The 19,106-nt window shown below is 69.2% G+C and carries 16 protein-coding genes; 6 read left to right on the plus strand and 10 right to left on the minus strand.

Annotation, left to right across the window (positions count from 1 at the left end; all coding sequences use genetic code 11):
* Window positions 1-279: 279 nt before the first annotated feature.
* From hutI to hutC, 3 genes are read right to left on the minus strand one after another with little or no spacing between them, the layout of a single operon-like run.
* Window positions 280-1,512 (minus strand): imidazolonepropionase, encoded by a 1,233-nt coding sequence (gene hutI / locus VLK61_RS23610; protein WP_325424563.1) that lies wholly within the window; start codon window positions 1,510-1,512, stop codon window positions 280-282.
* A 58-nt stretch (window positions 1,513-1,570) separates the two neighbouring features.
* Window positions 1,571-2,152: a HutD family protein gene (locus VLK61_RS23615; RefSeq protein WP_325424565.1), complete on the minus strand. Its 582-nt coding sequence runs from the start codon at window positions 2,150-2,152 to the stop codon at window positions 1,571-1,573.
* Window positions 2,153-2,174: 22 nt separating this feature from the next.
* Complete coding sequence (hutC, locus tag VLK61_RS23620; RefSeq protein ID WP_325424567.1) at window positions 2,175-2,900, minus strand: histidine utilization repressor; 726 nt, start codon at window positions 2,898-2,900, stop codon at window positions 2,175-2,177.
* 77 nt (window positions 2,901-2,977) lie between these two features.
* Here hutC and hutU point away from each other — a divergent pair, with 77 nt between their 5' ends.
* The 5 genes from hutU to VLK61_RS23645 all read left to right on the plus strand — a co-directional run bounded on the left by hutU (window position 2,978) and on the right by VLK61_RS23645 (window position 9,052).
* Window positions 2,978-4,681 carry a urocanate hydratase gene (hutU, locus tag VLK61_RS23625; protein WP_325424569.1) on the plus strand — a complete coding sequence of 568 codons (1,704 nt, stop codon included), beginning with the start codon at window positions 2,978-2,980 and terminating at the stop codon, window positions 4,679-4,681.
* A gap of 1 nt (window position 4,682) precedes the next feature.
* Window positions 4,683-6,254 (plus strand): histidine ammonia-lyase, encoded by a 1,572-nt coding sequence (hutH, locus tag VLK61_RS23630; protein ID WP_414636850.1) that lies wholly within the window; start codon window positions 4,683-4,685, stop codon window positions 6,252-6,254.
* 135 nt (window positions 6,255-6,389) lie between these two features.
* On the plus strand, window positions 6,390-7,334 hold the full coding sequence (locus tag VLK61_RS23635; protein WP_325424571.1) for an ABC transporter substrate-binding protein: 945 nt from the start codon (window positions 6,390-6,392) through the stop codon (window positions 7,332-7,334).
* Window positions 7,335-7,467: 133 nt separating this feature from the next.
* Complete coding sequence (locus VLK61_RS23640) at window positions 7,468-8,247, plus strand: ABC transporter permease (protein WP_414636851.1); 780 nt, start codon at window positions 7,468-7,470, stop codon at window positions 8,245-8,247.
* A 7-nt stretch (window positions 8,248-8,254) separates the two neighbouring features.
* Window positions 8,255-9,052 carry an ABC transporter ATP-binding protein gene (locus tag VLK61_RS23645; protein ID WP_325424575.1) on the plus strand — a complete coding sequence of 266 codons (798 nt, stop codon included), beginning with the start codon at window positions 8,255-8,257 and terminating at the stop codon, window positions 9,050-9,052.
* Between the two features lie 12 nt (window positions 9,053-9,064).
* Here VLK61_RS23645 and VLK61_RS23650 read toward each other — a convergent pair whose 3' ends face one another.
* The 3 genes from VLK61_RS23650 to VLK61_RS23660 form a co-directional block, all read right to left on the minus strand.
* Window positions 9,065-9,856: a hydroxyacylglutathione hydrolase gene (locus tag VLK61_RS23650; RefSeq protein ID WP_325424577.1), complete on the minus strand. Its 792-nt coding sequence runs from the start codon at window positions 9,854-9,856 to the stop codon at window positions 9,065-9,067.
* Window positions 9,857-9,902: 46 nt separating this feature from the next.
* The gene (locus VLK61_RS23655; RefSeq protein ID WP_325424578.1) at window positions 9,903-10,808 is read right to left on the minus strand and encodes an alpha/beta fold hydrolase; all 906 of its coding nucleotides are present in this window, start codon (window positions 10,806-10,808) and stop codon (window positions 9,903-9,905) included.
* Window positions 10,809-10,995: 187 nt separating this feature from the next.
* Window positions 10,996-12,099: a calcium-binding protein gene (locus tag VLK61_RS23660; RefSeq protein WP_325424579.1), complete on the minus strand. Its 1,104-nt coding sequence runs from the start codon at window positions 12,097-12,099 to the stop codon at window positions 10,996-10,998.
* Between the two features lie 195 nt (window positions 12,100-12,294).
* On the opposite strand from VLK61_RS23660, the gene VLK61_RS23665 reads away from it, so the two are divergent.
* Window positions 12,295-15,756 (plus strand): ATP-binding protein, encoded by a 3,462-nt coding sequence (locus VLK61_RS23665; RefSeq protein ID WP_325424580.1) that lies wholly within the window; start codon window positions 12,295-12,297, stop codon window positions 15,754-15,756.
* Here the strand turns inward: VLK61_RS23665 and VLK61_RS23670 are convergent.
* From VLK61_RS23670 to VLK61_RS23685, 4 genes are all read right to left on the minus strand, one after another.
* Window positions 15,743-16,147, minus strand: a complete 405-nt coding sequence (locus VLK61_RS23670; RefSeq protein ID WP_325424581.1) for a hypothetical protein — start codon at window positions 16,145-16,147, stop codon at window positions 15,743-15,745. The two genes, VLK61_RS23665 and VLK61_RS23670, sit on opposite strands and share 14 nt — an antisense overlap.
* A gap of 89 nt (window positions 16,148-16,236) precedes the next feature.
* Window positions 16,237-16,623: a nuclear transport factor 2 family protein gene (locus VLK61_RS23675; RefSeq protein ID WP_325424582.1), complete on the minus strand. Its 387-nt coding sequence runs from the start codon at window positions 16,621-16,623 to the stop codon at window positions 16,237-16,239.
* Window positions 16,624-16,691: 68 nt separating this feature from the next.
* Window positions 16,692-18,470, minus strand: a complete 1,779-nt coding sequence (locus VLK61_RS23680; protein ID WP_325424583.1) for a diguanylate cyclase — start codon at window positions 18,468-18,470, stop codon at window positions 16,692-16,694.
* 74 nt (window positions 18,471-18,544) lie between these two features.
* Window positions 18,545-19,078 (minus strand): OmpA family protein, encoded by a 534-nt coding sequence (locus VLK61_RS23685; RefSeq protein ID WP_325424585.1) that lies wholly within the window; start codon window positions 19,076-19,078, stop codon window positions 18,545-18,547.
* Between the last annotated feature and the right edge of the window lie 28 nt (window positions 19,079-19,106).

Below are 19,106 nucleotides of genomic sequence, written 5' to 3' on the forward strand. Positions count from 1 at the left end.
TGCCGCCACTGGCGCTGCAGGACTGCGCGTGCGGAGGCACAAATGAACGTTTGGTTTTCTGGCTCTCTTTCTTGGTGACTTCTTTCTGAGCCAGCAGAAAGAAGTTACCCGCCCGCCGGGGCGGAATCCCGGCCACTCCGCGGGACTCAACAATTGAATGTCGGCTCTCAGAACAACAACCAAACGACCGCAACGGGCCGATTGCAGACCCCGACGGCACGCCTCCAGGCGCGAGTCCAAGCCGCCGCGCCGAGAGGGCGGGGTTCATCCGAACGCCTGTCATGCATCAGGCCCCACGGTTTCAATGCCCGCGCGCACCACGCGCAAGCAGGGGTTGCGGCCGAACCAGTAGGCCAGCTCGTTCGGTGCGTCCAGGTCCCAGGCCACGAAATCGGCCCGGCGGCCGGCTTGCAGCTGGCCATGCGTGGCGCCCAGGCCCAGCGCCTGCGCGGCATGCACCGTGACGCCGCGCAAGGCTTCTTCCGGCGTCAGGCGGAAGAAGGTGCAGGCCATGTTCAGCATCAGCAGCAAGGACAGGCCGGGTGAGGAGCCGGGGTTGTGGTCGCTGGCGATGGCGATGGGCACACCGGCATCACGCAAACCCGGGATCGGCGGCACCCGGGTTTCGCGCAGGAAGTAGAACGCGCCCGGCAAGAGCACCGCCACGCTGCCGGCCGCGGCCATGGCGCGGATGCCGTCGCTATCCAGGTGCTCCAGGTGGTCGCAGGACAGCGCACCGAACTCGGCTGCCAGCGCGGCGCCATGCTGGTTGCTCAGCTGCTCGGCATGCAGCTTGACCGGCAGGCCCAGGCCGCGTGCGGCCTCGAACATGCGGCGGGTCTGGGCCGGGGTGAAGGCGATGCTGTCGCAGAACGCGTCCACCGCATCGACCAGCCCTTCGGCCTGCAGCTCGGGCAACCAGGCGCAGGCCGCGGCGATGTAGTCGTCGGGGCGGTCGGAGAACTCATGCGGCAGCGCATGGGCGGCCAGGCTGGTGCAGCGCACGGTGAGCGGCAGTTCGCGGCCGATGCGGCGCGCCACGCGCAGGCAGCGCGCTTCATGCTCGGCCGACAGGCCATAGCCGGACTTGATCTCGATCGTCGTGACGCCTTCGCCCATCAGCACCGCGGCGCGTTCCGACGCCTGCTTGAACAGCTGGCCATCGGTGGCCACCCGCGTGGCCGACACGGTGGAGCGGATGCCGCCGCCGGCGCGGGCGATCTGGTCGTAGGTCGCCCCTTCGAGCCGCATCTCGAATTCACGTGCGCGGTGGCCGCCGTAGACCAGGTGGGTGTGGCAGTCGATCAGGCCGGGGGTCACCAACGCGCCGTCCAGCGAGATGCTGTGCTCGGCGCGTCGCGCCAGGGCGGTGGGCAGGGCGCTTTCCGGGCCGACCCAGCGCAGCAGCTCGCCTTCGACCAGCAGGGCGCCGGCGTCGATCAGGCCCCAGGGCGCGCCGGGGCACATCGTCGCCAGGCGGGCGTTGCGCCACAGCGTGACCGGGCCGCTCATGGGGCTTCCCTGCGCGCTACGCGTTGCGGAATCAGCGCATTGAAGCGACCCTGCACGCTCATGCCGACCTCCCCAGCTCGATCGCCAGCCACCAGGCGGCGGGGGTATCCGACTCGGCCTGCACACGCCAGCGCTGATGGGCCGCGTGCTGGCTGACCACCAGCGACATCGCCGGCAGGCGCGCCGCATCGGCGTCGTCGATCTGCAGCCGCATCGGCTCGGCCGCGAACAGCGCGCGCGTGGCCAGCGGGCTGAACCACTCATCGTCGGCCGTCGCGCGCTGCATCGTGCCGCGGCAGACGCCGTCACGCGTCATCAGGTTCAGGTCGCGCGTGCTGCCGTGCTGCAGGTGGCAGTCGGGCTGCAGCGCGCCGTCGAACTGCAGCGGCGCGCTGTGGCTGTCCAGCACCTGGCGGGCAGCGTCGAACTGCAGCACCACGCCGGCGCCCTGGACCACGGTGAACCAGCGCGTGATGCCGGGGTAGGCGGAAAACGGGCCGTCCTGTTCCACATCGGCCAGGCTGACGCGCCAGGCCCACGCGTCAGTCGCCGGCGCGCTGAACAGGTCGCGCGTGATGCCGCCGCCATTGCGCCAGCGGCGCGGCGCTGTGTGCTCGGCCTGGATGACTTCGAGGGTCACGGTGACAACGATCCTTCCAAGCTTAGGGCGCGAACGCGCCTTCCAACATGTACAGCGAACCGGGATGCACCAGTCGCGCGATGGTGATCGGCGTGTCGCGCTGCTGCGTGCGGCGCACCACCACCAGGCAGGGCGCGGCAGGGCTGATGCCGAGCAGCCGCGCTTCTTCGGCACTGGGCAGCGCGGCTTCGATCGAATACTGCGCCTGCCACACCGGTGCCACCTGCAGCAGGTAGTGCGTGGGCGTGGTGCGCGTGAAGTCGACGCCCAGGTAGTCGGGTGCGGCGGCGGGGTTGACGTAGCGGTCTTCGCACTGGATGGGCACGCCGTTTTCGCGGTGCACGATGAGGGTGTGGAAGACCGCATCGCCGGTGTGCAGGCCCAGCCGGGCGGCCAGTGCGGCGGGCGCGCGTTCGCGGCGGGCCAGCTGCACCAGCGCGTCGTGGCGGTGGCCGCGCGCGGCAATCTCGTCGTGCAGGTCGCGGATCGTCAGCTGCGAGGACACGCGGTGCAGCTGGGCCGCGAAGGTGCCGACACCTTGCACGCGGTCGACCAGGCCTTCGGTCTGCAGTTCGCGCAGTGCGCGGTTCACCGTCATGCGGCTGACGCCGAACTGCGCCACCAGCTCGGCTTCCGAGGGCATCAAGGCCCCGGGCGGGTACTGGCCATGGGACAGCGCCTCCTTCAGGAACTGCTTGACCTGCGCATACGGAGCCAGAGTGGGCGGGGGCAGAGAGCGGCGCGGCATGGTGGCAGATCCTACTTGCATTGACTTGTCTAGACAAGTACAGTGCGCGGCGTTGCACAGCCTTTCCGGAGCACGAGATGACCGATCTGTCCGCCGTTCACCACATCGCCCAGCCGCACCCGGTGAAGGCGCCCACCGGCACCGAACTCAGCTGCCGCAACTGGCTGATCGAGGCGGCGTACCGCATGCTGCAGAACAACCTGGATCCGGCGGTGGCCGAAAACCCCGATGCGCTGGTGGTCTACGGCGGCATCGGCAAGGCGGCACGCAACTGGGACTGTTACGAGGCCATCCTGAAGGCGCTGCGTGAGTTGAAGGAAGACGAAACGCTGCTGGTGCAATCCGGCAAGCCGGTGGGCGTGTTCCGCACGCATGCCGATGCGCCGCGGGTCTTGATTGCCAACTCGAACCTGGTGCCCAAGTGGGCCACCTGGGAGCACTTCCACGAACTGGACCGCAAGGGCCTGATGATGTACGGCCAGATGACGGCTGGCAGCTGGATCTACATCGGCAGCCAGGGCATCGTGCAGGGCACCTACGAGACCTTCGTCGAAGCCGGCCGGCAGCACTACGGCGGATCGCTCAAGGGGCGCTGGATCCTCACCGCCGGGCTGGGCGGCATGGGCGGTGCGCAGCCGCTGGCGGCATCGTTTGCCGGGGCCTGCTCGCTGACCATCGAGTGCCAGCAGTCGCGCATCGACTTCCGGCTGCGTTCCCGCTACCTGGACGAACAGGCGCGCAGCCTGGACGATGCGCTGGAGCGGATCAAGCGCTACACCACCGAGGGCAGGGCGGTGTCGATCGGCCTGCTGGGCAATGCGGCGGAGTTGCTGCCGGCGTTGGTGCACCGTGCCAGGCGCGGTGACATCCGGCCTGACCTGGTGACCGACCAGACCTCGGCCCACGACCTGGTGCATGGCTACCTGCCGCCGGGCTGGACGGTCGAGCGCTGGCAAGCCGCGCAGGCCGATGCCGGCCAGCACGCCGCGTTGCGCGACGCCGCGGCACAAGGCTGCGCGCAGCACGTGCAAGCGATGCTGGACTTCCAGGCGATGGGGGTGCCGACGGTGGACTATGGCAACAACATCCGCCAGGTCGCGTTCGACACCGGCGTGAAGAACGCTTTCGACTTCCCCGGCTTCGTGCCGGCCTACATCCGCCCGCTGTTCTGCCGCGGCAAGGGGCCGTTCCGCTGGGTGGCCTTGTCGGGCGACCCGGAAGACATCCGCAAGACCGACGCGAAGATGAAGGAACTCTTCCCGGAAGATGCCCACCTGCACCGCTGGCTGGACATGGCCGGTGAGCGCATCGCCTTCCAGGGCTTACCGGCGCGCATCTGCTGGATCGGCTTGGGCGAGCGCCACCGCGCGGGCCTGGCCTTCAACGAGATGGTGAAGTCCGGCGAGCTGAAGGCGCCGATCGTCATTGGCCGCGATCACCTGGATGCCGGCTCGGTGGCGTCGCCGAACCGCGAAACCGAAAGCATGCGCGATGGTTCGGACGCGGTGTCCGATTGGCCGCTGCTGAACGCGCTGCTGAACACCGCGGGCGGCGCCACCTGGGTCAGCCTGCACCACGGTGGGGGCGTCGGCATGGGCTATTCGCAGCATGCCGGCGTGGTGGTCGTCTGCGACGGCGGCGAGGCCGCGGCCCGGCGCATCGAGCGCGTGCTGTGGAACGACCCCGGCACCGGCGTGATGCGCCATGCCGATGCGGGTTACGACGAAGCCATCGCCTGCGCGAAAGAGCAGGGATTGAACATGCCGATGTTGGGGGCCTGAGTTGAACCTGATCCTTGAACCGGGCGGTTTGACGCTCGACAGCCTGCTCGCCATCCACCGCGGCGGCGTGCACTTGGAACTGCATGCTTCGGCCTTGCCCGTCATTGCCGCCAGCGCGGCCGTGGTGCAACGCGCGGCCGAGGGCGATGCGCCGGTCTATGGCGTCAACACCGGCTTCGGCAAGCTGGCCAACCAGCGCATCAGTGAATCCGATCTGGCGCTGCTGCAGCTGAACCTGATCCGCTCGCACTCGGTGGGTGTCGGTGAACCGTTGCAGCCAGCAGTGCTTCGGCTGATGCTGGCGATGAAGGCGGCCTCGTTGGCGCGGGGTGCGTCAGGCGTGCGGCAGATCGTGATCGACAAGCTGCTGCAGCTCTTCAACGCCGGCCTGGTGCCGTATGTGCCCAGCCAGGGCTCGGTGGGTGCGTCGGGCGACCTGGCGCCGCTGGCGCACATGACGCTGGCGCTGATCGGCGAGGGCGAATTCCTGGTCAGCGATGAGAGCCGGCCCGGGGCCGGCGTGAGCCAGCGCCGGCCCGCGGCCCAGGTGCTGGCCGAAGCCGGCATCGAGCCGCTGCGGCTGGCCGCCAAGGAAGGCCTGGCGCTGATCAATGGCACGCAGACTTCCACCGCGCTGGCGCTGCATGCGCTGCTGAGCTTCGAGCCGGTGCTCGAAGCGGCACTGGTGATCGGCGCGCTGACCCTCGACGCCGCGCGTGGCAGCGATGGCCCGTTCGACCCGCGCATCCACGCCTTGCGCGGCCAGCCCGGCCAGATCGACGTGGCCCAGTACTACCGTGCCTTGCTGGCCGGCAGCGCGATCCGGCGCTCACATGAATCCGATGACGACCGCGTGCAGGATCCCTACTGCCTGCGCTGCCAACCGCAGGTGGTGGGGGCCTGCCTCGATCAACTGCGCCATGCCGCGCTGGTGCTGCTGCGCGAGGCGAATGCGGTGACCGACAACCCGCTGGTGTTTGCAGACACCGGGGACATGATCAGCGGCGGGAACTTCCACGCCGAGCCGGTGGCGCTGGCCGCCGATGGCATGGCGTTGGCGATCGCCGAGGTCGGCGCGATTGCCGAGCGCCGCATTGCGATGCTGATCGATGCCGGCGTCTCGCGCCTGCCGCCCTTCCTCACGGCCAACGCCGGGCTGAATTCCGGCTTCATGATCGCCCATGTCACGGCAGCGGCCCTGGCCTCCGAGAACAAGTCATTGGCGCACCCGGCCAGCGTCGATTCACTGCCGACGTCGGCGAACCAGGAAGACCATGTGTCGATGGCCACCTTCGCGGCGCGGCGCCTGCAGGCGATGATCCGCAACACCGCACACATCCTCGGCATCGAGCTGCTGGCCGCCGCGCAAGGCGTGCAGTTCCTGCGGCCGCTGACCAGCAGCACGGCGCTGGAACAGGCCCATGCGCTGCTGCGCGAGGCCTGCCCGTCGGTGGACGAAGACCGCTACCTGGCGCCGGACATCGAACGGGCCACTGCGCTGGTCACCGGGGGCGCGCTGTCCCGCGTGTTCCGCACGCTGCCGGGCCTGCCGGCCCTGTGGGTCGCTGCCTGAAGCGACTCGATGCCGCGATGCCGCGATGGCGCGATGGCGCGAGACTTGCTGGGTCGGCCTGCGGGCTTGCCCGCGTTGTGAAACCCGGCCCGCGAACGCAACATCGCGGGTCCCCAAGACAGCACTGGAGAGCGCATGAAGTCGTTGATCACCCTGGCCGCCATTGCCCTCGTGAGCACGGGCGCGCTGGCCCAGGACACCAAGGTCGCCATCGGCATGTCCGGCTGGACCGGCTTCGCGCCGCTGACGCTGGCCAGGGAGGCCGGCCTGTTCAAGAAGCACGGGCTGGACGTGTCGATCAAGAAGATCCCGCAGAAAGACCGCCATCTGGCGATCGCTTCGGGCGATATCCAGTGCGCCGCGACGACGGTGGAGACCTGGGTGGTGTGGAACGCCAACGGCGTGGCTACGACGCAGATCTTCCAGCTCGACAAGAGCTACGGCGCCGATGGCATGGTGGTCAAGCCCAATATCACGAAGATCAGCGACCTGAAGGGCAAGACCGTGGCCGCCAGCGCGCCCGGCACGGCGCCGTACTTCACGCTGGCCTGGATGCTGAAGAAGAACGGCCTGTCGGTGAAGGACGTGAAGGTGGTGAACCTGGAGCCGCAGGCCGCGGCCAACGCGATGATCGCCGGCACCGACGGCATCGACGCCGCGATGACCTACGAGCCCTACCTGGGCGCCGTGCGCGCCAAGCCTGAAGCCGGCAAGATCATCGCGACGACGCTGGACTACCCGATGATCATGGACACCTTCGGCTGCACACCGAAGTTCCTGGCCGACAACCCCAAGGCCGCCAAGGCGCTGGCCGACGGCTACTTCGACGCGGTGGCGATGATCAAGGCCGACGCCAAGAAGAGCTTCGAGATCATGGGCGCCGACGTCAAGCAGACCGGCGAAGCCTTCGAGAAGAGCCAGGCCTACCTGCGCTGGCAGGACCGCGATGCGAACCAGAAATTCTTCGCTGGCGAGCACGCCGCGTTCAGCAAGGAAGCCGCTGACCTGCTGCTGGAGATCGGCATCATCAAGACCGCGCCGGACATGAGCAAGCTGGCCGACACCCGCTTCTTGAAGTGACCCCCCCGAAGCGGCCTGCGGCCGCCTCCCCCCAGGGGGCAACGCCAGCGGCCCGGCAGAGCCGGTTCCGCGGCGTTCGCTTGTGTGCACCGTGCCGTGCAAAGTCACGGCGCGAAATCGGGCCGTTGGTGGCATGAAGCCTCTCGTACCAGTCCAGCCGGGCGCGCGCATCGCGCTCGGCGTGGCCTTCTTCGTCGTCTTCGTTGCGCTGTGGTCGCTGGCCACCTTCGGCGGCTTCGTGCAGAAGACCTTCCTGGCCGACCCCGTCACGATGCTGCGCAGCGGCTACACGCTGCTGGCCGAGATGGGCTTCATCGGCGACATCGGCATGACGGTGTGGCGCGTGCTGGGCGGCTTCCTCATCGCCGCAGCGCTTGCGCTGCCGCTGGGCGTGTTGATGGGCGCCTACAAGCCGGTGGAGGCCTTTTTCGAGCCCTTCATCTCCTTTGCGCGTTATCTGCCGGCCTCGGCCTTCATCCCGCTGCTGATCCTGTGGGCCGGCATCGGCGAGGCGCAGAAACTCTCGGTCATCTTCATCGGCAGCTTCTTCAACCTGGTGCTGATGATCGCGGTGACGGTGGGCAACACCCGGCGCGACCTGGTCGAGGCGGCCTACACGCTGGGCGTCAGCGACCGCGGCCTGATCCGGCGTGTGCTGATTCCCGGCGCCGCGCCGGAGATCGCCGAGATCCTGCGCATGGTGCTGGGCTGGGCCTGGACCTACGTGATCGTGGCCGAGCTGATCGGCGCCTCCAGCGGTATCGGCCACATGATCACCGACAGCCAGGCGCTGCTGGCGACCGACCAGATCATCTTCGGCATCATCGTGATCGGGTTGATCGGCCTGGCCAGCGACCTGCTGTTCAAGGCCGCCAACCGCCGTGCCTTTCCTTGGGCCCAACTGGGAAGATGAGCGGCCGATGAATGCCCTTGGCAAGACCCTGCTGACGGTGCGTGGCGTGTCTCGCCGCTTCCAGTCCAGCCATGGCGACACCTTGGCGCTGCAGGCCACCGACCTGGACGTGATGGAGAACGACTTCATCACCATTCTCGGCCCCAGTGGCTGCGGCAAGAGCACTTTGCTGCGCATCGTCGCCGGGCTGGACCGCCAGACCACCGGCGAGGTGCTGCTCGACGGCAGGCGCATCGACGGCCCCGGCGCCGACCGCGGCATGGTGTTCCAGAGCTACACGCTGTTCCCCTGGCTGACGGTGCTGGACAACGTCTGCTTCGGGCTGCGCGAGCGCGGCATGCCTCGCGCGCAGCAGCTGGAGGTGGCGCAGGGCTACATCGCCAAGGTCGGCCTGAAGGGTTTCGAGCGGCACTTCCCGAAGCAGCTGTCCGGTGGCATGCAGCAGCGCACGGCGCTGGCGCGAGCACTGGCCAACCAGCCGCGCATGCTGCTGATGGACGAGCCCTTCGGCGCGCTGGACCACCAGACCCGCGAGCTGATGCAGGAGCTGCTGCTCGGCATCTGGGAGGCCGAGCGCACGACGGTGCTCTTCGTCACCCACGACATCGACGAAGCCGTGTTCATGGGCAGCCGCGTGATGGTGATGAGTGCACGGCCTGGCCGCATCAAGCTCGACCACGAGGTGCCGCTGCCGCACCCGCGGCACTACTCGGTGAAGACCACCGTGGCGTTCGCCGAGCTGAAGGCCGAGCTGACCGAGAGCGTGCGGGTGGAGGTGCTGGCGGCGCAGGCGGCGGTGGCCTGAGCGCCCGGCCGTTCACCAGGTGTTGCGCAGCTCCCGCAGCTTGGTGAATACGGTCTGCGGGTCCGGATTGGCCGGCAGGTCCGGGAAGTTCTGGCGCAGCTGGGCGATGACGCCGGGGCTGGTCAGCCGCAGGAAGGTGTTGAACTGCTTCTCTTCGCCCAGGGTCGTGACGATCGTGTTGGCCGGATCATGGCCGCTCACTTCAGGTAGCAGGGCCTTGGCGGCGGCATTGTCGGGCTCGCGGGCCAGCGTGAACTTCAGGTTGTTCTCGATGTAGTCGTGGCCGGCATAGACCTGGGTGTTGTCCGGCAGTTTCGACAGCTGCTCGGCGAAGCTGGTGTACAGGTCGACCACGTTGCCGCCGTTGTGGCAGTTGCCGGCGCCGGCGTTGAACAGCGTGTCGCCCGAGAACAGCGCGGGCTGTTCGGTGTGCGAGCGCAGGCAGATGTGGCACATCGTGTGGCCGGGGGTGTCCAGGCACTCCAGCTCGACGGTCTTGCCCACCTTGATGATGTCGCCGGCCCGCACGCCGCGGTCCATGCCCGCGATGCTTGAGCCCGCCAGGTGGTGCGCGATCACCTTCGCGCCGGTGGCGGCCACCACCGCGGCATTGCCGCCGGTGTGGTCGTGGTGCTCGTGGGTGTTGAGGATCTGCGTGATCTGCCAGCCGCGCACGCGGGCGGTGTTCAGCGTCTTCTCGTGGTCCAGCGGGTCGATCGCCAGCGCCTCGCCGGTCTCGGGGCAGGCGATCAGGTAGTTGTAGTTGCGGTAGCTGTTACCGGTCCAGATGCGCTCGACGATCATCGCGGGCTTTCGAGAAAGGGGAATCGGGCCATTGTAGGAAGCGGCTTCAGCCCTGGCGCAGCAGTGCCATCACCGCGTCGGCGAAGACCTGCGGCACTTCTTGCGGCATGTTGTGCCCGACGCCCGGAATCCAGCGGTGCGTGCGCGGCCCGGCAAAATGGTGGGCATGCTGCGCGGCCTCGGCCGGCGGGCGCACGCCGTCGGCCATGCCGTCGAAGCTGAGCGTGGGCACGCTGATCGTCGGCTGCCGGGCCAGGCGCTGCTCGATCCCGGCGTAGGCCGGGTCGCCGGCCGCCAGGCCGAAGCGGTGCCGGTAGGAATGGATCACCACCTCGACGAAGTCCGGGTTGTCGAACGCGGCGGCACTGCGCTCGAAGCTGGCGTCGTCGAAGGTCCAGGTCGGCGACCACAGCCGCCACAGCAGCCGGCAGAGGCCGCGCCTGTCGCGGGCCAGGCCATCGTGGCCGCGCTGGCTGTGAAAGTAGTACTGGTACCACAGGCGGTGCTCGTTCTCGGGCAGGTCGGGGCGCATCGCGCTGGCGATGTCCTGGATGTTGTAGCTGTTGAAGCTCAGCAGCCCGGTGCAGCGCTGCGGCCACAGCGCGGCGACGACACAGGCCGCGCGGCCGCCCCAGTCGTAGCCGGCCAGCACTGCGCTCGGCAGGGCCAGCGCGTCCATCAGCGCCAGCAGGTCGGCGCCGAGCGCGGCCTGCTCGCCGGAGCGCGGCGTGTCGGCCGACAGAAAGCGCGTCGGCCCGAAGCCCCGCAGGTAGGGCACGATCACCCGGCAGCCCCGCGCCGCCAGCAGCGGCGCTAGCTCGGCATAGGCATGGATGTCGTACGGGAAGCCGTGCATCAGCAGCACCGGCGGCCCGTCGGCCGGGCCGGCCTCGTGGTAGGCGATGTTCAGCACGCCGGCGTCGATGTGCTGCAGGGGTTCCAGTCGGGTCATGGCAGAGGGCTGGCGGCGGTGCGACGAGCGAGCGTAGCCCAATCGCGCGGCGCCCCTGATTCGGCCAGGGTCAGCCGCCAGCGGTAAAGGTGCGGCCCGCCCCGCTGTTGGGGCGAACCCCGCGGACCAAGCACCCCTGAAACAAGACGATGCGCCTCCTTCCCCTCCTGAGCTGTTTCGCGGCGGCTCAGGCCTCGTAGAGTTCGTAGGCCAGGCCTGTCTCGGCCAGCCCCACCAGGTCGATGCTCTCGGCATTGAGCGGGTGGTTGGCGGCGAAGACGGTCAGTGAGCCCTGCGTGAAGGCGCCGTCGACGATCATCTGGACCAGGGCCGCGGTGGTCGCGGCATCCGGTGCCTCGCCGACGACGTTGGTGTAGAGCAGTTCCACCAGGTCGGCGTTGTCGATGTCTTCGCCCAGCGCGGCATGGATGGCCAGCTCGGCGAGGTCGCCGTAGCTCATGCCATCGTCGAGCAGGCCCAGGCCGATGCCGGCATACACCTCGTTGCTCACCTGGTTGGCGCCGAACACCGCACCCAGCAGGCGGGCGGTGTGGTTGGCCGCGCCGTCGGCGCCGAAGTCGAAGGCCAGGTTCTGGTCATTGAAGCTCAGGCGCTCGACGCCGGACAATGAGTCGGTGCCGGTCGTCGACCCGCTCACCGTCAAGCCACCATCACCGATGACGTAGGCCGAGCGATTGCCGGCATAGAGCGCGGTATCGATGCCGTCGCTGCCGTTCAGCAGGTCGTCGCCGCCGGCGCCATCGAGCATGTCATTGCCGCTGAGCGCCTCGATGCGGTCGCGGGCGGCCGTGCCGGTGAGCTGATCGGCGGCGTTGCTGCCGATGATCGGGTTGTACTCGACTAGCTCGATCTCGGCGGTCTGTCCGGCGAAATTCGTCGGCGTGCCGGCGAGCTGGGTCAGGTCGCTGGTCAGTGAGTGCATGCCGTCGGTGGGCAGGCTGGTGTAGCTCAGGAAGTTGATGCTGGCGTAGTTCACCGTACCACCGTCGGTGAACAGAAAGCCGGCCGGGATGATGTAGTCCGGCGTCACCAGCCCCAGGTCGGCAAAGCCCTGGGTCGCCAGCAGCACCTTGGTGTTGGCCGTGGCGGTGCTGGGCAGATCGCGGTTGAAGCCGAAGGTGTGCGTTGGTTCGCCGTCCTGGGTCACGCGGATGGTATGGCCGGCCAACTCATTCTCGCCAGTGAACCGGCCACAGGCCAACTCGATGTACTGGATCGTGCCGTCCGCGTTGCTGAAGAGTTCGTTGATGGTGTAGCGGTGGTAGCTCATGGTGTGTTCGCCTTTGGTCTGGTGAGGGCGCCAACGGGGCAGCCCGGATCATGGAATATCAAACGGCGGCGGACGCGCTATCACTCGGAAAATCCGCAACATGTTGTACACCATGGCAAGCCGCGTACCTGCCGCGGCCCGACCCGGCCGCAGCAAGCGATGCGACACTGCGATCCGTAGTCCCGCTTCCGGCCCATGAACGACAGCGTTGCCAGCATTGAATCCACCATCGCCGCGCTGCAGTGCCAGCGCGCCACGCTGGGCGACGCCGTGGTCGACATGGCCATTGCCGCGCTGCGTGAACGGCTGGCCCGGCTGCCGGCCGCCGCCGGGCCGGGTGTGCCCGAGCAGCAGCAGCTGCGCCAGGTCAGCGTGCTGTTTGCCGACGTCGTCGATTCCACCGCCTTCAGCCGCCGCCTCGACCCCGAGGACGTGCACCAGGTGATGGACGGCGCGCTGGCGCGCTTCGCGGCTCAGGTTCGTGCCCACCAGGGCGTGGTGCTGCAGTACGCCGGGGACAGCCTGCTGGCCGTCTTCGGCATGCATGGCGCGCATGAAGACGACGCCGAGCGTGCGCTGCTGGCCGGCCTGGCCATCCTTGAGGAGGGCCGCCGGCATGCCAAGCGGGTGCATGAGCGCTTCGGCCACGAAGGCTTCGATGTGCGGGTGGGGGTGCACACCGGCGGCGTGCTGCTGGGCGGTGGTGTCGATGGCGAGCACAGCATCCGGGGCAGCACCGTGAACATCGCCGCCCGCATGGAACAGACGGCGCCGGCCGGCACGCTGCGCATCAGCCACGACACCTGGCGCCATGTGCGCGGGCTGTTCGATGTGCTGGAGCAGCCGCCGTTGCAAGTCAAGGGCCACGACGAAGCCTTGCTCACCTACCTGGTGCAGCGGGCCAGGCCGCGGGGTGAGCGCCGCGCGATCCGCGGTGTCGAAGGGCTGGAGACGCCGATGGTCAACCGCGTGGCCGAACTGGCCGCGCTGCAATCGGCTTATGACGCGGTGTGCGCAGGCGGCGCCACGCCGCTGGCTGCGGTGACGGTGGTGGGCGAGGCGGGCATCGGCAAGTCGCGCCTGAGCGGCGAGTTCCGCCGCTGGGTGGCGCAGCGGCCGCAAGGCGGCTTCTGGCTCGAAGCCTATGCCGGCGAGCGCGACAGCGGCCAGCCCTACGGCATGCTGCGCGAGCTGTTCATGCGCTGGCTGCGCATCCTCGACAGCGACCCACTGCCGCTGGCGCGCAGCAAGTGGCTGGACGGCATGGCGCCGCTGCTGCGCAGCACCGGCGACGCGGCGGTGCTGGGCCACCTGCTGGGGCTGGACTTCTCCGAGCATGCCGAGCTGCGCGGCCTGCTGGCCGACGCACGCCAGCTGCGCGACCGCGGCTTCTTCCACGCCACGCAGGCCTTGCGCGGCATCGCCACGCCGGGCACGCCGGTGCTGTTGTTGCTGGACGACCTGCACTGGGCTGACGAAGGCTCGCTGGACTTCATCGAGCAACTGCTCGCCGCGCATGCCGACATGCGGCTGCTGCTGATCGGCCTGACGCGGCCGACGCTGTTCGAGCGCCGCCCCGGCTGGGCACGGGGGGCCGGCCTGCCGCCGCAGCACGGGCGCATCGACCTGCTGCCGCTGGACGGCCAGCGCTCCGACGAACTGGCTGACGCGCTGCTGCGCCGCCTGCTCGACGTGCCGGCGCCGTTGCGGGCGCTGATCACCGCTGGCGCCGAGGGCAACCCGTTCTACATGGAAGAACTGGTCAACATGCTGATCGACCAGGGCGTGATCGTCACCCGGGCCGTCCCGCTGACAGACCCACCGACCGACCCACCGACCGACCCACGGACCGACACACGGACCGACACACGGACCGACACACCGACGCAGGGCTGGCAGCTGCTGCCCGAGCGCCTGCAGGCCCTGGCCCTGCCGACCACGCTGACCGGCGTGCTGCAGGCCCGCCTGGACGCGCTGCCGGGGCAGGAGCTGCACCTGCTGCAGCTGGCCGCGGTGGTCGGCCCGGTGTTCTGGGACGATGCCTTGCGCGCGCTGGGCATCGTGGACCTGGCCGCGCTGCACGCGCTGGTCGAGCGCGAGCTGGTGGTCCTGCGCACCCACAGCAGCCTCGAAGGCCGGCGCGAATTCGCCTTCCGCCACCACACGCTGCACCAGGTGGCCTACGAGCGCCTGCTCAAGCGCTTCAAGCAGCCGGCGCATGCGCAGGTGGCGCAGTGGTTGCTGGCGCAGCCCGGCGCCGCGCCCGAACTGGTGGCCGAGCACTTCGAGCGCGGCAGCGAGCCGGCCCGGGCACTGGACCACTGGCAGCGCGCGGCCGAGGCGGCGCATGGCCGCTATGCGCTGAGCGAAGCGCTGGGGCACTGCGAACGCGCGCTGACGCTGGTGCGGCAGGATGATTCGGCTCGGCGCTGGGACCTGCAGTACCTGAAAGTGCGCGTGCTCGACCACCTGAGTGCGCAGCAGCCGCTGGCCGCGGCGCTGGATGAACTGCAGGCCATGGCCGCGCAGATCGGCGCGCCGGCTCACCGCGCCCGCGCGATGGAGCGACGGGGCCGCTTCCACTACGAAAGCGGCGATGCCACGGCCGCGTTGCAATGTGCTGAACAGGCCGTGGCGCTGGCCGAGGACCCGGATGCCGCGCAGGCCGATGCCGAATGTGCCGTCAGCGCGCACGCACTGCGTGTGTTTGCGCTGGGACGGCTCGGGCGCTATGTGGAGGCGCGCGGCGCGGCGCCGGTGGCGCTGGCGCGCGCACGCACGGCGGGCCTGCTGCGCGTTGAGGCCATGGTGCTCAACGAGATCGGCAACTACCACATCTACGAGGGTGATTTCGGTGCCGCCATCGAGCACCTGAACCAAGCCCTGGCGCTGCACCGGCATGGCGGCGATCGGCTGAATGAAGCCGGCACGCTGGCGAACCTGGCCTTCGTCGCGATGACGCTGGGTGACTACGCCATGGCGCAGCAGCAGTTTGCGCAGGCCATGAGTCAGAGCGCGGCGGTCGGTCAGCGCAAGAACGAGGGCATCATCCTGGTCAATCTGGGCCTGGTGCTGCTGAACCAGGGCTTGGTCACCGCGGCCCAAACTCACGCGCATCAGGCGCTGGCCTTGCTGCGCGCCACAGGCAATCGGTGGGGCGAAGCGGCGGCGCTGCGCGTGGCCGGCCAGGCTGCGTGGGCCTTGGGTCAGGCGGCTGTGGCAGCGGAGTTGCTGTCGGCGTCGCGCAACCTGTTCGATCAGCTGGAAATGCCGCACCTGGCCATCGAAGCCATGGCGGCGATGGCCGGCGCGGCGCTGGCGCGTGGCGACCCGGCAGGCGCGCTGCACGAGGTGCAGGCGATCCTGGATCGGTTGGCCACGGGTGCCGGGCTGGAGGGCACCGATGAGCCGATGCGCGTCCGCCTGACCTGCTGGCAGGTGCTCTTGGCCGCGGGCGATGCGCGCGCCGACGTATGGCTGGCCGAGGCGTGGCGCGAGTTGAGCGAACGTGCCGCGCGCATCGGCGACGAACAGCGTCGTCAGGCCTTTCTGCAGGCCGTGCCTTTTCACCGCGAGATCGGGGACGCGTGGCAGGCTCAGCAGGCGAATCGGCCGGGCGATGCGCAGGCAGCAGCGGGGAAACTCACTGGTTCGTGATCAGCGGGTCGATCAGCCCGAGATCGCCTTCTGCGTTCTGGATCAGCAGCAGGAAGTCATAACTGCTGTTGGTGGGGTCGTTGTCGGCCAGCGTCAGGCCGTTGGCATTGATCAGCGCTGTCGGGAAGGCGTCGCGGACCGTGCCGCCACCGCTGACCGGATCGATCGCGATGCCGACCACGGCACAGGTTGCACCGCTGCTGTCGGTCACGCTGAACTGGATGTTCACCGGCAGCCGCCCGCTGACCACCAGGTCGTAGGACCCTGGACTGGCCTGCGCGATGTTGTTGCCGTTGGGTGTTAGCGTGATGCCGGTGGGATGGATCGTCAGCACCTGGGACTGGCTGCTGGTGTAGGCGGCGACGGTGTAGGCGACGAGGGCGGCAGGCATGCAGGCAAACTCCAGTAGGAACGCGGGAGCCGCATGTTCGCTGCTGATCCGGCCTGTGTAAACCGCAAGAATGCACTCAAGACCCTGCGCTACTTCAGCCGCTGCAGCATCTCGCCCATCTTCTGGTGGACCAGGTTCACCGCCTTCAGCGGGCGCAGCATGACCTTGAAGTCGGTGATGCGGCCGCTGTCGTCCCAGCGGATGAGGTCGACGCCGTTGATCTGGATACCGTCGATCTCGGTGCTGAATTCCAGCAGCGCATCGTGCGGGCCGACGATCTCGCGCTCGTAGCGAAAGGCCGCCGTGTTCAGCACGTGCAAGGCGCCGGTGAGGTACTGCGTGGTGATGGCCTTGCCGCGCTGCGGCGTGTGCACCACCGGCGAATGGAACACCACGTCGTCGGCGAGCAGCGCATCCAGCTTGCGCATATCGCGGCTTTGCACGACCTCGTGCCAGGCCTTCAGGGCGTTGCTCATCGTGCTTCCTTTGTCGCTGTGGGCTGAATCCGTCGGGCGGACCCGCGAGATTGTGCAGTGCTTCGGCTTCAGGCTGAGTTGGCTTGGCCCGCGGCCAGCACGCGGCTGCGGCCCAGCTGCTTGGCGGCCAGCAAGGCCTGGTCGGCGGCCTTCAGCAGCGCATCGGGCGTGTCGGCCGGCCCGCTGGAATCGGTGACGCCGGCCGAGAAGCTCAGGCCTTGCAGCGTCAACCCATCCAGATCGAAGCTCTGCTGGCGCCAGCGCTGCAGCAGCTGGCTGACCTTGCGGTGCGCCACGCCCGCGCTGGTGTGCGGCAGCAGCAGGCAGAACTCTTCACCGCCGTAGCGGCAGGCGACATCGCTGCCGCGCACACTCTCGGCGAGCAGGCGGCCGAAGGCCATCAGCAGCTCGTCGCCGACGTCGTGGCCGAAGCGGTCGTTGACCGACTTGAAGTGATCCAGGTCGATCAGCACCACGGCCAGCGGCTGCTGCTCGCGCCGGGCCAGCGCGAACATCGCCGGCAGCGTGTCGTTGAGGTGGCGGCGGTTGTGCAGCGTGGTCAGCGCATCGCGTGTGGCCTGCTGGCGCAGCGCTTCCTGCAGCGCCTGCACTTCGTCGATGCGGCGCGACAGCTGGGCGTTGGCCTCGGCCAGCTCGGCGCGGGCGCGCTCGGTGGCGCGGCCTTGCGCCTCCCGTTCCGCCAGCGTGTGCTGCAGGCGCAGCAGTTCGGTCTGCAGGGCTGCAGCCTGATAACGTGCACGTGACGCGTGCAGCGATTGCTGCTGATGCAGGCGCTGCCACCGGCGCAGGTCGGCCAGCGCCGGCCCCGGCTCGCCGCGTGCCTGCTGCAGGCCGGCCGAACAGTCGAAGAAGCGGCAGCGCACGCGCAGGCTCAGGCCGATGACGGCATCGTCTTCGGCCAGTGCGCGGTCTTCGGCCAGCCGCTGCGCGGCCTCGTCGAGCCGGCCCTGCTGCTGCGCCAGCATCGTGCGGGCCACCGCCAGTTCCAGGCGTTCGTCCGGCAGGCTGGCGGCAGGAGGCTGCAATGCCTGCGCGACCAGCTGTTCGCCCAGCACCAGGTCGCCGGCGGCCAGCGCGGCGATGGCCAGCGTTTCGAAGTGCTTGGCGTTCGCGCCGCGGCCGCTGGGGTCGGTCGGTAGCGCCAGCACCTCGGCCACATCGGGCAGGGCTTCGGCGGCGCGGCCCAGCTCGGTCAGGCAGACCACGCGGTTGATCAGCAGCACGCTGCGCAGGAAGGGGTTGTGGGTGCCGGCGCTGCGGGTGATGCCCTGGGCCACATGGCGCAGCGCCTGCTCGAAATCGCCCAGCTGCATCAGCTCATGCGACAGGTTGGCATGCAGCACCGCGTCGAAGCCATGGCCGCGCGTGGGGCTGGCATCGCGCAGCGCCTCGTACATGTAGGCGAAGGCCTGCTGCGAATCACCGGCCGCCGAATAACAGCCGGCGATGGTGTTCAGCAGCATGCCGCGCTGCTCGTGCTTGAGCACGCGCAGGCCTTCGTCGCGCAGCGGCAGCACGGTGTCCACCGCGGCGCGGAACTCGCCGCCGCGCCACAGGATGCGGGCCTGGCCGGCGACGGCCAGGATGTGGCCGGCGCGGTCGCCCAGGGCATCGAAATGGGCTTGCGCGGCTTGCAACGCCTGCGCCGCCTCCGTCAGCGTGCCGAAGTACTGCAGGTGGTAGCCGCGGGCCAGCTGGGCCCAGGCCTGGGCCAGCACGTCGCCGCGGGCCTGGGCCAGCGCCAGCGCCTTGTCCGCGCTGCTGATCGCGCGGGCCGCATCGATGCGCAGCAGCCGCCAGGCGCTGCGGGCGAGGCGCAGGGACACCTAAGCCCCGCCCAAGCGGAGCGCGGGGCACCCCTGAGCTCTCGGGGTGGCCGCAACGCCGTCGGCGCGTGCCATCACTGGACGAGCCGCACCTCGACGCGGCGGTTCTCCGCGGCGTCCGGGCGTTGCGTGTCCAGCAGCTCTTTCGGGCCCTTGCCGTCGGCGGTCAGCCGTTCGGCCGGAATGCCTTGCTGCATCAGGTAGGCCACCACGGCGCCGGCGCGGTCGCGCGAGAGTTTCATGTTCAGCGCCAATGGGCCCACCGCATCGGTGTGGCCGACCACCTGGTAGCGGTACTCGCGCAGCGATTCACTCTTCAGCGCATCGGCCAGGCGGTCCAGCTTGACCACGTCGCGCGGGATCACCGTGGCCGAGCCGAAGTCGAAGCCGACCTGCATCGAGGCCTTGGTGCGGGTGGCCGACGAGGCGCCGACGATGGCGATGCCGCGCGTGCGTTCCGGCGGCTTCAGCGCATCGACCAGTTCCTTGACTTCGGGCGTGCGCTGGCCGAAATCGGTGGCCTGGGCCGGCACGCCGGCCAGCACGAGCATCGCGGCGCCGATCAAGGCCCGGCTGCGGATGAAGGGGGTGATGCGGTTGCTCGGCATGTGAATCTCCTGTCGGTCCTGCAATGCG

The sequence above is a fragment of the Aquabacterium sp. genome, from assembly GCF_035476535.1.
Taxonomy (GTDB): Bacteria; Pseudomonadota; Gammaproteobacteria; order Burkholderiales; family Burkholderiaceae_C; genus Pseudaquabacterium.